The organism is Rhizobium leguminosarum (genome assembly GCF_001679785.1).
Taxonomy (GTDB): Bacteria; Pseudomonadota; Alphaproteobacteria; order Rhizobiales; family Rhizobiaceae; genus Rhizobium; species Rhizobium leguminosarum_R.
Genome location: NZ_CP016287.1, coordinates 292,434 through 305,857, shown reverse-complemented (window position 1 = coordinate 305,857; position 13,424 = coordinate 292,434). Strand labels below are relative to the sequence as shown.

At 61.5% G+C, this 13,424-nt stretch carries 12 protein-coding genes and 1 pseudogene; 9 read left to right on the top strand and 4 right to left on the bottom strand.

Going from position 1 to position 13,424, the window contains the following annotated elements; translation table 11 throughout:
- The first annotated feature begins 73 nt into the window (after nt 1-73).
- From catA to pcaD, 7 genes are all read left to right on the top strand, one after another.
- Entirely contained in the window at nt 74-1,012 is a 939-nt protein-coding gene (gene catA / locus BA011_RS25855; protein WP_065283521.1) for a catechol 1,2-dioxygenase, read from the top strand.
- A gap of 105 nt (nt 1,013-1,117) precedes the next feature.
- Nucleotides 1,118-2,476: a Rieske 2Fe-2S domain-containing protein gene (locus tag BA011_RS25850; protein WP_062940942.1), complete on the top strand. Its 1,359-nt coding sequence runs from the start codon at nt 1,118-1,120 to the stop codon at nt 2,474-2,476.
- A complete protein-coding gene (gene benB / locus BA011_RS25845; RefSeq protein ID WP_062940943.1) occupies nt 2,473-2,961 on the top strand; it encodes a benzoate 1,2-dioxygenase small subunit in 489 nt (162 codons plus the stop codon). The genes BA011_RS25850 and benB overlap by 4 nt, the downstream gene beginning before the upstream one ends.
- A gap of 39 nt (nt 2,962-3,000) precedes the next feature.
- The gene (gene benC / locus BA011_RS25840; RefSeq protein ID WP_062940944.1) at nt 3,001-4,026 is read left to right on the top strand and encodes a benzoate 1,2-dioxygenase electron transfer component BenC; all 1,026 of its coding nucleotides are present in this window, start codon (nt 3,001-3,003) and stop codon (nt 4,024-4,026) included.
- The gene (gene benD, locus BA011_RS25835) at nt 4,023-4,811 is read left to right on the top strand and encodes a benzoate diol dehydrogenase BenD (RefSeq protein WP_062940945.1); all 789 of its coding nucleotides are present in this window, start codon (nt 4,023-4,025) and stop codon (nt 4,809-4,811) included. The genes benC and benD overlap by 4 nt, the downstream gene beginning before the upstream one ends.
- Before the next feature lie 43 nt (nt 4,812-4,854).
- Nucleotides 4,855-6,186: an MFS transporter gene (locus BA011_RS25830; protein ID WP_062940946.1), complete on the top strand. Its 1,332-nt coding sequence runs from the start codon at nt 4,855-4,857 to the stop codon at nt 6,184-6,186.
- 168 nt (nt 6,187-6,354) lie between these two features.
- On the top strand, nt 6,355-7,137 hold the full coding sequence (gene pcaD, locus BA011_RS25825) for a 3-oxoadipate enol-lactonase (protein WP_065283520.1): 783 nt from the start codon (nt 6,355-6,357) through the stop codon (nt 7,135-7,137).
- A 55-nt stretch (nt 7,138-7,192) separates the two neighbouring features.
- Here the strand turns inward: pcaD and BA011_RS25820 are convergent, their stop codons facing one another.
- Entirely contained in the window at nt 7,193-7,741 is a 549-nt protein-coding gene (locus BA011_RS25820) for a cupin domain-containing protein (RefSeq protein WP_065282875.1), read from the bottom strand.
- A gap of 144 nt (nt 7,742-7,885) precedes the next feature.
- On the opposite strand from BA011_RS25820, the gene BA011_RS25815 reads away from it, so the two are divergent.
- Entirely contained in the window at nt 7,886-9,220 is a 1,335-nt protein-coding gene (locus tag BA011_RS25815; protein ID WP_065282874.1) for an aspartate aminotransferase family protein, read from the top strand.
- Nucleotides 9,221-9,302: 82 nt separating this feature from the next.
- On the opposite strand, the pseudogene BA011_RS25810 reads toward BA011_RS25815, so the two are convergent.
- The 3 genes and pseudogenes from BA011_RS25810 to alr form a co-directional block, all read right to left on the bottom strand.
- Nucleotides 9,303-10,324 (bottom strand): annotated as a pseudogene (locus tag BA011_RS25810) (AraC family transcriptional regulator).
- 89 nt (nt 10,325-10,413) lie between these two features.
- A complete protein-coding gene (locus tag BA011_RS25805; RefSeq protein ID WP_065282873.1) occupies nt 10,414-11,664 on the bottom strand; it encodes a D-amino acid dehydrogenase in 1,251 nt (416 codons plus the stop codon).
- Nucleotides 11,665-11,693: 29 nt separating this feature from the next.
- Nucleotides 11,694-12,827, bottom strand: a complete 1,134-nt coding sequence (gene alr / locus BA011_RS25800; protein ID WP_065282872.1) for an alanine racemase — start codon at nt 12,825-12,827, stop codon at nt 11,694-11,696.
- Nucleotides 12,828-12,953: 126 nt separating this feature from the next.
- Here alr and BA011_RS25795 point away from each other — a divergent pair, with 126 nt between their 5' ends.
- Entirely contained in the window at nt 12,954-13,418 is a 465-nt protein-coding gene (locus BA011_RS25795) for an Lrp/AsnC family transcriptional regulator (RefSeq protein WP_003550368.1), read from the top strand.
- The last annotated feature ends 6 nt before the right edge of the window (nt 13,419-13,424 follow it).

Below are 13,424 nucleotides of genomic sequence, written 5' to 3'. Positions count from 1 at the left end.
CCGGCAGCGGCGCTCTGCCGGATGGCGAGCGTCTCGATCGGCTTCGCAACATCCAAGGAGGAGGAGTATGGCAATGGACGTAAAGATTTTCGACAAGCCCGAGGTGCAGGACTTCCTGAAGGTTCTTAGCGGCTTGAACAACGCCGGCGGCAATCCGCGCATGAAGCAGATCGTTCATCGGGTGATGTCCGACCTGTTCAAGGCAATCGACGACCTCAACATCACCCCTGACGAATACTGGACCGGCATTGCCTGGCTCAACGAACTCGGTGCGGCGGGGCAGGCCGGCCTGATCTCGCCCGGTCTCGGCCTCGACCATTTCCTCGACGAGCGCCTCGATGCCATCGACGCGGCGCTCGGCATCAACAATCCGACCCCACGCACCATCGAAGGCCCGCTCTATGTGGCCGGTGCCCCGGTCTCTGAAGGCTTTGCCCGTCTTGACGATGGCAGGGACACCAACGGCCATGCGCTCATCATGCACGGAATCGTATATGATGCCGACGGCAAGCCGCTGCCGGGTGCGACCGTCGAAGTCTGGCACTGCGACACCCGCGGGTTCTACTCGCACTTCGACCCGACCGGACAGCAGGCGCCGTTCAATATGCGCCGCACGATCGTCGCCGATGCCAAGGGCTGTTATAAGTTCCAGAGCATCGTGCCGCACGGTTACGGTGTTCCTCCCGGCAGTCCGACCGAACAACTATTGTCCGCGCTCGGCCGCCATGGTCAGCGTCCGGCGCATATCCACTTCTTCATTAGTGCCCATGGCCACCGCAAGCTGACCACCCAGATCAACATCGACGGCGACCCGCTGGTCAACGACGACTTTGCCTACGCTACCCGGGAGGGTCTCGTTCCGCCCATCGTCGAACGCACCGACGAGGTCAGCATAAAGGCCAACAATCTCGCCGGTCCGTTCGCCGAGATCGAATTCGACATTCATCTCACCGCGCTCGTGAACGGGGTGGACAACCAGGTCAACGAGCAGCGCCAGCGCGCCGCAGCGTAAGGCCGCACGCGGCGGCTGAAAGATGCCGCCGCCCCAACACCGTGAAATCGATTTATTGTTGCAAAGGCAGCACGGGAGAGGTGCGCCGGGAGCGGGAGAAGAACCATGTCTGCGATTATCGAAAAGGCCCACGACCTCGACCAGTTGCTTGCGACGGCGGTGCAGGATGACAAGGAGGCCGGCGTGTTTCGTTGCCGGCGCGACATCTTCACCAACGCCGAGTTATTCGAACTGGAGATGAAACATATCTTCGAGAGCAACTGGGTCTACCTGGCCCATGAGAGCCAGATCCCCGACACCAACGATTATTACACCACCTATATTGGCCGTCAGCCGGTGGTTATCACGCGCGACAAGACCGGCGAACTCAATGCCGTGATCAATGCGTGCGCGCATCGCGGTGCGATGCTGTGCCGTCGCAAGCACGGCAACAAGGGCAGCTTCACATGTCCGTTCCACGGCTGGACCTTCTCCAACACCGGCAAGTTGCTCAAGGTGAAGGACGAGAAGACCACGCAGTATCCGCCACAGTTTAACAACAATGGTTCGCACGACCTGAAGCGCGTTGCTCGTTTCGAGAGCTATCGCGGCTTCCTGTTCGGCAGCCTGAACGCCGATGTCGCCTCGCTCGAGGACTATCTCGGCGAAACCAGGGTGATCATCGACCAGATCGTCGACCAGGCACCGGGCGGGCTGGAAGTGCTGCGCGGCAATTCCTCCTACATCTATGACGGCAACTGGAAGCTCCAGATGGAGAACGGTTGCGACGGCTACCACGTCAGCTCCGTGCACTGGAACTATGCGGCGACTATGGGTCGTCGCGCCGAAGAGGGCACCAAGGCGGTGGACGCCAACAGCTGGAGCAAGTCGACCGCCGGCGTCTATGGCTTCGAAAACGGCCATATCCTACTCTGGACCCGGACGATGAACCCGGAGGTACGCCCGGTTTACAGCGAGCGCGACGAGATCACGGCGCGCGTGGGCAAGGACAGGGCGAACTTCATCGTCAACCAGACCCGCAACCTCTGCCTCTATCCGAATGTCTTCCTGATGGACCAGTTCAGCACCCAGATCCGCGTCACCCGGCCGATCAGCGTTGATAAGACCGAAATCAGTATCTTCTGCTTCGCGCCGAAGGGCGAAAGCGCCGAGAACCGCGCGCTCCGCATCCGCCAGTACGAGGACTTCTTCAACGTCTCGGGCATGGGCACGGCCGACGACCTGGAGGAATTCCGGGCCTGCCAGGCTGGATATGCCGGTATCGCCGCGCTCTGGAACGACATGTCGCGCGGTGCGCCGCTCTGGATCGAAGGTCCGGACGACAATGCAAAGCAGATGGGCATGAAGCCGCTGCTTTCCGGCGAGCGCAGCGAGGACGAGGGGCTGTTCGTCCGCCAGCACGAATACTGGGCAAGGGTGATGCGCGAAGCGCTCTCCTTTGAGCGCAAGGAGGTGGCGGCATGAGCGTCTCCTACGAGACCATCTGCGCCTTTCTCTACAGGGAGGCGCGCCTGCTGGACGACCGCGATTGGGACGAATGGCTCACCTGCTATGCGCAGGACGTGAGCTACTGGATGCCGGCCTGGGATGACGACGATCAAATCACCGAAGATCCGCACTCGCAGATTTCGCTGATCTACTATCCCAACCGCGACGGCCTGGAAGACCGGGTCTTCCGGATCAAGACGGAGCGGTCCGGCGCATCGACACCCGAGCCGCGCACCAGCCACAACGTCACCAATGTCGAGGTCCTGGAAACGCGCGGCGAGGAGGTGGACGTCCGCTACAACTTCAACACGCTCAACCACCGCTACAAAGTGACCGATCACTTCTTCGGGACAATGTTCGTCACGCTGCGCAGGAGTGGCGACCAGCTGTTGATTTCAGCCAAGAAGATCGTGCTGAAGAACGATTACATCCGCCAGGTCATCGACGTCTATCACATCTGACGTGCGTCGCCGGGCGGCAGGAAACTCGAGGAGGGTTCCATGGCCAGTTACAACATCGCATTGAACTTCGAGGACGGCGTTACCCGTTTTATCAACTGCAAGGACGGCGAGAAGATTCTCGACGCTGCCTACCGCAGCAAGATCAACCTTCCGATGGACTGTTCCGACGGCGTTTGTGGCACCTGCAAGTGCCGCGCCGAAAGCGGCTCCTATGAACTCGGCAACGACTATATCGACGATGCGTTGACCGTCGACGAGGCGGAGAGCGGTCTCATCCTGACCTGCCAGATGAGGCCGACCTCCGATTGCGTCATCGCCGTAGCGACCACCTCGATCGCCTGCAAGACCGGGCAGCAGACCTTCGCCGCCACGGTTGCCAGGGTGGCGCCGCACAACGATGCGGCGATCGTTCTGGAACTGGAGGTGGATGCCGATGCGCCCGCCTTTCTGCCCGGCCAATACGTCAACATCGCCGTGCCGGGCAGCGGCCAGCATCGCTCCTATTCGTTCAGCACAGCGCCCGGTAAACAGCGTATCGGCTTTCTAATCAAGAAGATCCCGGGCGGCGTGATGAGCAGCTGGCTGGAGCGCGCCGAAGTCGGAGAAAAACTCGACCTGACCGGCCCGCTTGGCAGCTTCTATATGCGGAAGGTCGAACGGTCACTCTTGTTCCTGGCTGGCGGTACGGGGCTTGCGCCGTTCCTATCCATGCTGGAGGTGCTGGCACGTGAAAATTCGCAGCAGCAGATTCACCTGATCTACGGCGTGACCCGCGATCTGGACCTGGTCCTCGTGGATGAGCTCGAGGCATATGCCGGCCGGCTGCCCAACTTCGCCTACAGCACAGTGGTCGCCGAGCAGGCGTCGAACCATCCGCGCAAGGGCTGGGTAACCCAGCATATGCCGGCCGAGGCGCTCAACGGCGGCGACGTCGATGTCTATCTCTGCGGCCCGCCGGCGATGGTCGATGCCGTGCGCAAGCATTTCGACGACAACGGGGTCAAGCCTAACAGCTTCTACTACGAGAAGTTTACGCCGAATGCCGTTGCCAAGGAGGCCGCATGAGCACCGCGCGCTTTGCGAACCGTTTTGCAGGCAAGGTGCTGGTCGTCACGGGCGCCGCGCAAGGCATCGGCCGCGCCGTGGCGCAACGCGCCGCTGACGAGGGCGGGAAGGTGCTCTTCGTCGACCGCGCTGCCTTCGTTGCCGACATCGCGGCCGAAGTGGCGGGCGCGGAGGTGGCTGCCTTCAATGCGGATCTTGAAACCTGTGAAGGGGCCGCCGCGGCGATGCGCTTTGCCAAGGAAAAATTCGGGGGCATCGACATCCTGATCAACAATGTCGGCGGCGCTATCCGTATGCGCCCCTATTCGGAATTCGAACCGGAACAGATCGACGCCGAAATCCGTCGTTCCCTGATGCCGACGCTTTATTGCTGCCATTCTGTTCTTCCGTATCTTTTCGAGCGCGGCGGCGGAACAATCGTCAATGTATCTTCGAATGCCACGCGTGGCATCCATCGTGTGCCCTATTCGGCGGCAAAAGGCGGCGTCAATGCCATCACCCAGTCGCTCGCCATGGAACTGGCCGAGCGCAACATCCGTGTCGTGGCCACCGCGCCCGGCGGCACGGACGCGCCGCTGCGCCGCATCCCGCGCAATGCAGCCGGGGATACCGCGGCGGAGCGTGGCTGGATGGCCGAGGTCGTGCAGCAGGTGAAGCATTCGAGCTTCATGAAGCGCTACGGCACGATTGACGAGCAGGCTGCGCCGATCCTGTTTCTCGCCTCTGACGAGGCGTCCTACATCACCGGCATCGTGCTGCCGGTCGCCGGCGGAGACCTCGGCTGAAATCTATGTACTGACCTACGCAACGACTCGTGGAGGAGCGAACATGCGCGCTATTGATGTGAATGAAGCGATAGACAACAATCCGGTTGGACGCTTTCAGTGGATGGTGGTCGGGCTCTGCGCCCTGCTGCTGATCGTTGATGGTTATGATGTCTTCATAGCCGGAACCGTGCTACCGACCCTGATGGCAGAATGGCGGCTCAGCAAGCCGGAGGCGGGAGCGCTGCAGGCCTGGGCGCTGTTCGGGATGATGTTTGGCGCGCTTATTTTCGGTCCGCTGGCGGACAAGATCGGCCGCAAGAAGGGCATCGCGATCAGCTTCGTGCTGTTCACCGTCGCCACACTTTCAACCGGCTTTGCCAGCACGCCGACAGAGTTCAAGATCTTTCGTTTCATTGCGGGGCTTGGCTGCGGCGGTTTGATGCCGAACGCCGTGGCGCTGATGAACGAGTATGCTCCCAAACGCCTCCGCGGAACCATGGTCGCGCTGATGTTCTCCGGTTACTCCGTTGGCGGCATGGTCGCTGCGGCACTCGGCATCGGCCTGATTCCTCAATTCGGCTGGCAGCCGATGTTCTACATCGCCGCTGTCCCGCTGCTCATGCTTCCGGTCATCCTATGGAAACTGCCTGAGTCGCTCGGTTTCCTGATCCGTCAGGACCGGCAGGAGCAGGCGAAGCGGATTTATGCGAAAATCGCGCCGTCCGTGCATCTGTCCGCCAACGACAAGCTGACCTTTACCGAAACAACCGGGGCCGCCGCCTCGATTGCAGAACTGTTCCGGCATCAGCGCGCCCTGCGCACGGCGATGCTGTGGGTGGCATTCTTCTGCTGCCTGCTGCTCGTCTACCTCCTGTCCTCATGGCTGCCGAAGGTGCTGCAGGAAGCCGGTTATGCCGAAAGGGCGAGCCTGCTCAGTCTCTTCTCCCTCAATTTCGGCGGCATGGCCGGGGCGATCGCCGGTGGCTGGCTTGGCGACCGGTTCGGGCTCCCGAAGGTCGTGGTCGGCTTTTTCGCCGCTGCTGCGGTCTCGATCGCACTGATCGGCTTCAATCTGCCCGCCGGAATGCTGTTCGTGATGGTGTTCATCGCCGGCGCCACCACGATCGGCACGCAAATCCTGCTTTATGCCAGCGTGGCGCAACTCTATAACCTCTCCGTGCGCTCCACGGGGTTGGGCTGGGCCTCCGGCGTCGGACGCATCGGCGCGATCGTCGGCCCGACCCTTGGCGGCCTCCTGTTGGCGAAGGAATTCCCGCTTCAGCAGAACTTCCTGATCTTCGCCATTCCGGCCGTCATCTCGGCAGCCGCGATGCTCGTATTCGCGGTCAGCAACGCGCGTCGCGTGAGCGCCGTAAGCCTGGCGGCGGCATAAGGCGACGCGCAGCGGTTGCGAAACGTGCGGGGCTGATGCTGCCCCGCGTTACCGGACCGCTGGCCTCACCTTTGGGTTTTCACCATCGCACCGTCTTCATCCGTGCGACAAGTTCAACACAGAAAGCCGCGATGAGCGCGGCTTTCGCCAATGCGGGCGACTGAATTCATGGAATATCTCAATCTTCCCAGCCATCGCCTTCATTACCGCATCGACGGGGACGATCAGGCTGCACCTTGGCTCTTATTCTGCAACTCTCTCGGAACCGACCTACGCATGTGGGATGCGCAGGCGGCCATGTTGTCACTGCACTTTCGCGTGCTGCGATACGATCGCCGCGGTCACGGCCGGTCGTCGGCCCCGCCGCCGCCATATTCGCTGACCGATCTCGGCGGCGATGTGCTCGCCTTGCTCGACGCCCTGGGGATAAAGCGGGCGCATTTCTGCGGTCTGTCGATCGGCGGCCTGACGGGGCAGTGGCTGGGCATCAATGCCGGGCAGCGCCTGAACAAGCTCATCATCTGTGCTGCGGCGGCGAAGATCGGCACAGCCGAAGGCTGGGCGACGCGCAGGGATGAGGTGCGGATGAACGGGCTTTCGGCTCTCACTGCCGCCACTGCCGAACGCTGGTTCACCCCGGCATTCAGCACCACCGAACCCGGCATCGTCGGCACAGTGCTCGAAAGCTTTGCCGCGACGTCGGTCGAGGGTTACACCGGGTGTTGCGCGGCGCTGGCCGACGCCGACTTTCGTGAGGAAATCAACCAGATCGCTAACCCGCTCCTGACCATCTCCGGCGATGACGATCCGGTATGCCCGCCAACCGATCTGGAATACATTGCTGCCCGTGTGCAGCAGGGCCGGCACCTGTCGTTGCCTGGCCGCCATATCGTCAATATCGAAGCCTCGCAGGCGTTCAACGCGGCGCTTCTGGATTTTCTCCTCAACTGATGCATGTCGCCCAAACATGTGCGGCGCATGAATCCAATTCGACGCGACGAATACTTTAGAAAGTCGGCGGCGTGCAGGCGCTGATGACCTCGCAGGGTACCGGCCCGACGCAGCGGAAGCGGTGCGGGCGTCTGCTTTCAAAATAATAGGCGTCACCCGGCCCAAGGATCCGCCGCTCGTCATCGACCGTCACCTCGAGCCTTCCCGACAGAACGATCCCGCCCTCCTCCCCCTCGTGAACAAGGGGAACCTTTCCGGTGTCGGCGCCCGGCTGGTAGCATTCCTTGAGGATCTGCAGGCTGCGGCCGAAAAGGTTTTCCCCAACCTGCCTGTAGGAAATGGCGCCCTTGCCGATCTCCACCAGTTCCTCGGCCGCATAGAAGGCCTTCCTTGGACGCTCGGGCTCGAAGGCAAAGAACTCCGCCAGACCGATGGGGATGCCGTCCAAGATTCGCTTCAAGGCCCCGACCGACGGATTGGAGGCGTTCGATTCGATGAGCGAGATCGTCGAATTGGGCACTCCGGTGCGCTTGGCGAGCTCGCGCTGGGAAAGCTTATGGGTAATGCGGAGATGGCGAAGGCGGCTGCCGATGTCGACTGACATGATGGGGTTTGTTTGTGTTGTCCAGAATATCCAAAATCATAACGCTGAATTTGTTGAATTTCAACAACTTGCACCGACAAAGAAAAGGACTTGTTTGAAATGGAGAAATTGCCATTCTCGGCGCCATCCCCAAAGGAGGCCAGGATGGACCAGCTCAGCAAAACGAACGCGCCCGTACTCGAAAATTTCTGGATGCCGTTCACCGCGAACCGGCAATTCAAGGCCACGCCGCGCCTTCTCGTGGCAGCAGAGGGCATGTACTACACCGACGTCGATGGACATCAGGTGCTTGACGGCACGGCCGGTCTCTGGTGCTGCAATGCCGGCCACGGCCGCAAGAAGATCGCCCAAGCCGTCGAGCGACAGCTTGCGACACTGGACTATGCGCCGACCTTTCAGATGGGGCATCCGATCGCCTTCGACTTCGCCGCGAAATTGGCTGCGAACGCGCCGGGCGGTCCAGAAGCCAAGCTCGACAGGATCTTCTTCACCGGCTCTGGCTCGGAATCGGTCGATACGGCGCTGAAGATCGCCATCGCCTACCAGCGGGCGATCGGCCAAGGTACCCGCACGCGGATCATCGGGCGCGAGAAGGGATATCATGGCGTCGGGTTCGGCGGCATTTCCGTCGGCGGTCTCGTCAACAACCGGCGGGTCTTCCCGCAAATACCGGCCGACCACATGCGCCACACGCTCGACGTCGAGCGTAATGCGTTTTCAAAGGGCCTTCCGCTGCACGGCGCCGAACTGGCGGACGATCTCGAGCGCCTGGTGCAGTTGCACGGCGCTGAAACCATCGCAGCTGTTATCGTCGAGCCGATGTCGGGATCGGCGGGCGTAGTCCTGCCTGCGAAGGGCTATCTGGAAAAGCTGCGTGCGACGGCCGACAAGCACGGAATCCTGCTGATCTTCGACGAGGTCATCACCGGCTTCGGGCGTCTCGGCACCCCTTTCGCGACCGACTATTTCGGCGTCGTGCCCGACCTCATCACCACGGCAAAGGGCATCACCAACGGCACGATCCCGATGGGCGCGGTCTTTGCCAGCAGGAAGGTCTATGACGGCCTGATGGTCGGACCGGAAAACGCGATCGAACTCTTCCACGGCTATACCTATTCCGGCCATCCGGTCGCCTGCGCAGCCGGGCTCGCTACGCTGGAGATCTACGAGGAGGAAGGCCTGCTGACGCGCGCATCCGACTTGGCCGAGTACTGGCAGGAGGCCCTCCATTCGCTGAATGGCCTGCCTCATGTCGTCGACATCCGCAATCTCGGACTCGTCGGCGCAGTCGAACTGGCTCCTCGTACCGGGGCGCCGGGAACCCGCGCCTACGACATCTTCGTCGATTGCTTCGAAAAGGGCCTGCTGATCCGGGTGACCGGTGACATCATCGCGCTTTCTCCGCCGCTCATCATCGAGAAAACCCAGATCGACACGATCGTTTCGATCCTCAGCGACGCCTTGAAGCGCGCAGCATAGACCCGCACGGCTTGCCGTTCCCGCCGGCGATCGGACACCTGGTCCATCGTCGACGGAACCATCCGGCACACCGAGACGAAGCTCAACGCTTCAAGGTCTGTGACGGCAGCTGACCGAAGCGCTTCCTGTATTCGGCAGCAAACCGCCCCAGATGCGTAAATCCCCATCTGAGCGCGACGTCGGCGATGCCCTGCCTCGCGTCAGATTCGAGCAAATCGCGATGGGCGGCAACCATCCGAAGCTCATGCAGGTAGGCCATCGGGGTCGTATCCCTGAACTGCCGGAAACCCTGCTGCAAAGTCCGAACGCTTACCTTGGTTGCCATCGCGATATCGCTGAGCGAAATCGGCTCGGCGATGTGTTCCTGCATGAAGTCGATGGCCCATTTCACATGGCGTGGGGCCGGTGCCGGAGCGGGCAGCGCAAGCTCGTTCGAATAGCGATTGGGGCAGGTCTCCAGAAGCAGATAGATCGCCGCGTCGCAGAGCGAACCGGCGGCCAGCGGCGAGCGCTGCAGCGGTCCGTTCCCGCTGAGGCCGCGATGGAGGCTCGAGACAAGTTGCTGCAATACGAGCCCCGGACCGGTCGTCAGATCAATATGAGGATGAAAATCGACGTCGCCGCTGATCGTTCTCTCGAACATATGCGTCAGGTGGCTGGTGATCTTCGCCTGATCGACGAACAGGCCGAAATGACGGCGGGGCCCAAACAGGCGAGCACCCGCGGCACGACCTGCCTCAAGGATCGTGCCGCGAGCGGGAACCGAATAGATTTGCTCCCGCATGCCTTCGAAAGACGCGTTCCCTTCCATGGGCAGAAAAACGATCATCCTGTCGCTGGGCGCCTCCCGCCTGATCAGGATTGTGCCTTCGTAGGTACAGTCGGCTACGGTTACCTGTTCTCCCACGGTGACGAAATTGCAGTCGTATGCAATCGGCATATGGCCTTCCGCCGCAACCTTGATCGGGGAGTTTGGCGTCGACAATATTTCCGAGAGCTCGTCCGCGTCTGTTCCGCTGTGCGCCGTTTCCCGAAACAACATGTCTGCACCGCCAGCTGTCGGGCGAGGCTGCCATCGTTATGTATATGAGAATTAACGGACATTCTCGACCTCGAAAGACGATGTGTATAAGTGATAATGGATTTGCGCAATCATGTTCATCCCTCTTTTTTTGTGTTGTCCCGGGGCGGTTTCAGCCGTAGCGGCTGATGGCGAGATCCGTCACATCGATTTCCGGCTGGCGGCCGCCGACGAGATCGCCGATGAGCCGCGCCGAACCGGTGCTCATGGTCCAGCCGAGCGTGCCGTGGCCGGTATTGAGGAAGAGACCGGCGACCTTTGTCGGGCCGATGACCGGCGTGCCATCGGGCGTCATCGGGCGCAGGCCGGACCAGAAGGAGGCCCTGGAAATATCGCCGCCGGGGAAAAGATCGGTGACCGAGTATTCCAGCGTGCTGCGGCGGGCCAGGCCGAGATCATTGGTGTAGCCTGATATTTCAGCCATGCCGCCGACACGAATGCGATCGCCGAGCCGGGTGATCGCGATCTTGTAGGTCTCGTCCATGACGGTCGATTCCGGCGCGCGTGACGCATCGGTGATCGGGATGGTGAGCGAATAGCCCTTGACGGGATAGACCGGCAGCCTGATGCCGAGCGGCTTGAGCAGCAGCGGCGAATAGCTGCCGAGCGCGACCACCACCGCCTCCGCGCTCATCCGCTCACGATCGGTGATGACCCCACGCACCCGGCCGGCCTCGACATCCAGCGCCTTGATCGTCGTCCCGTAAGCGAAACGGACGCCGAGCGCCTCGGCTTTGGCCGCCAGCACATTGGTGAACTTGAAGCAGTCGCCGGTTTCGTCCTTCGGCGTCAGCAGACCGCCGACAATCTTGTCGCGCACATGCCTCAGTGCTGGTTCGAAGCGGATGCAGCCATCCCGGCCCAGCACCTCATAGGGAATGCCGTCGGCAGCCAGCGCCTTGACATCCTTTGCCGAGGCATCGAGCTGCTGCTGCGTGCGGAACAGCTGCAGGGTTCCCTGCATGCGTTCATCATAGGCGATGCCGGTCTCGGCGCGAAGATCGGCCAGCGCGATGCGGCTGTAATCGGCAAGGCGCAGCATGCGGCTCTTGTTGATCGCGTAGCGCTCGGAGGTGCAGTTCGACAGCATCCTCGCCATCCAGGAGAGCATGGCCATGTCGAGTTTCGGGCGCAGGATGAGCGGCGCATGTTTCATGAACAGCCACTTCATGGCCTTCATGGGGATGCCGGGCGCCGCCCAAGGCGAGCAATAGCCGAAGGAGACCTCGCCGGCATTGGCAAAGCTCGTCTCCAGCGCCGGACCCGGCTGCCGGTCGACGACCGTGACCTCGTGGCCGGCCTTGGCCAGTTGATAAGCGGATGTGACGCCGACGATGCCGGCTCCTAGAACGATGACCTTCATGATGTTCCCAATGATGGAGCCGCCGGCTCTCAGCGATATTGCCTGTCGTAACGATCGCCCAGGCAGGTTAGGATTTCGTAAGAAATGGTGCCGGCGTCGCGGGCGATGTCTTCGAGCGTCTGATGGCGACCAAGCACTTCGACGAGACTACCCAAGGTCAGCGCGCCTTCGCGCATTGCTGATATGTCGACGGTCGCACTGTCCATCGACACGCGGCCGACAATCGGCAGGCGGATGCCCTTGAAATAGACGGCGCCGCGGTCGCTGAGGCAACGCGGCAGGCCATCGGCATAGCCGGCGGCAATGGTGGCGAGACGCGTTTCCCGTTGCGTCACATGCGCGCCGCCATAGCCGATCTTCGCACCCGCCGGCACGGTGCGCGTCTGCACGACGGCGACATTGAGACTGACGACCGGTTCCATCGGGTTCTTCTCGCCGGCGTTCGGAGCGCCGCCATAAAGCGCGATGCCCGGGCGGGCGAGCACGCCGTGATAGGCGTCGCCCAGGAAAACGCCGCCGGAATTGGCGAAGGACATATCAAAGCCCGGAAACTCGTCGGCGATGCGGGACATCTCGGCAAACTGCTCGCCGTTCTGCTCGCTGTCCATATCATCGGCCGAAGCCAGATGGCTCATGATGAACAGGATTTCGACATTGGTGCTGTCGCTAAGGGCTGCCGCCAATTCCGCTCTTTCCTCCTCGGGAAAACCGAGCCGCGACATGCCGGTGTCGAACTGCAGGACGGCTGGCAGGCAGCGCTTCAGAATGCGCGCAGCCGCCGACCATTGCCGCCACTGCGCCAGTGAATTGAGAACCGGGACAATGCCCATCTCGGCGCAGGCGATCTCGTTGCCCGGCTGCAAGCCGTTCAGCACGAAAATCTGGGCGTCGTGCGCAAGGGCCGGTCTGAGCCTCACGGCCTCGACAAACTGGGCGACGAAGAAATGCCTGCAACCTTCACTGTGAAGCGTTCTCGCCACCCGTTCGGCGCCGAGACCATAGGCGTCAGCCTTGACGACGGCGCCCGCGCGGACCGGCGCCAGCATCGATACGAGCTTGTGATAGTTACGTCCAAGGGCAGCAAGATCGATCGTCAGATAGCCCGTGGCTCCCTGCGCGGTCGTGGCAGTGCGTGTGCGGGAAACCAAAATATCGCTATCCATGTCCACTCCTTTTCGATCTCTGGGAGTTTATGAAATAACGAGCGAAATTGCCTATCATTTGGTAGTCGATTATTGCATGATTTGCCTATTATCTGCATAATCAACGAAAATTTGGAACGATCTCTCATGCCCGCTCTCGACGCGATCGATCGCAATATCCTGAGACTGCTGCGCCTCGATGCCCGCATGAGCAATGCCAAGCTCGCCGCCGAGATTGGTCTCTCTCCCTCGGCCTGTCTCAGGCGCATCAAGATCATGGAAAAATCAGGCGTGATCCGTGGCTATACGGTGCTGGTCGACACCGGCAATGCGGATGAGATGATCGCCGTGATCATCAACATCACCCTGGAGCGGCAGACGGAGGATTATCTCGACCGCCTCGAGGCGGCGGTCCGCCGGCATCCAGAGATCCGGGAATGTTTTCTGATGACGGGTGGTTCGGACTACCTGCTGCGCGTGGAGGTCGCCAATGCGGGCGAGTTCGAGCGGATCCACAAGGAGATCCTGTCGACCTTGCCCGGTGTCCTCAGGATTCATTCCAGCTTCTCGATCCGCAATGTTCTGGCGACGCGCACGAGGGGCAGGCGCTGAACGGCG

Excerpts from the sequence above, each read along its gene's own strand:
- catA (WP_065283521.1), top strand. The coding sequence starts at position 74 with ATGGACGTAAAGATTTTCGACAAGCCCGAGGTGCAGGACTTCCTGAAG.
- BA011_RS25850 (WP_062940942.1), top strand. The coding sequence starts at position 1,118 with ATGTCTGCGATTATCGAAAAGGCCCACGACCTCGACCAGTTGCTTGCG.
- benB (WP_062940943.1), top strand. The coding sequence starts at position 2,473 with ATGAGCGTCTCCTACGAGACCATCTGCGCCTTTCTCTACAGGGAGGCG.
- benC (WP_062940944.1), top strand. The coding sequence starts at position 3,001 with ATGGCCAGTTACAACATCGCATTGAACTTCGAGGACGGCGTTACCCGT.
- benD (WP_062940945.1), top strand. The coding sequence starts at position 4,023 with ATGAGCACCGCGCGCTTTGCGAACCGTTTTGCAGGCAAGGTGCTGGTC.
- BA011_RS25830 (WP_062940946.1), top strand. The coding sequence starts at position 4,855 with ATGCGCGCTATTGATGTGAATGAAGCGATAGACAACAATCCGGTTGGA.
- pcaD (WP_065283520.1), top strand. The coding sequence starts at position 6,355 with ATGGAATATCTCAATCTTCCCAGCCATCGCCTTCATTACCGCATCGAC.
- BA011_RS25820 (WP_065282875.1), bottom strand. The coding sequence starts at position 7,741 with ATGTCAGTCGACATCGGCAGCCGCCTTCGCCATCTCCGCATTACCCAT.
- BA011_RS25815 (WP_065282874.1), top strand. The coding sequence starts at position 7,886 with ATGGACCAGCTCAGCAAAACGAACGCGCCCGTACTCGAAAATTTCTGG.
- BA011_RS25805 (WP_065282873.1), bottom strand. The coding sequence starts at position 11,664 with ATGAAGGTCATCGTTCTAGGAGCCGGCATCGTCGGCGTCACATCCGCT.
- alr (WP_065282872.1), bottom strand. The coding sequence starts at position 12,827 with ATGGATAGCGATATTTTGGTTTCCCGCACACGCACTGCCACGACCGCG.
- BA011_RS25795 (WP_003550368.1), top strand. The coding sequence starts at position 12,954 with ATGCCCGCTCTCGACGCGATCGATCGCAATATCCTGAGACTGCTGCGC.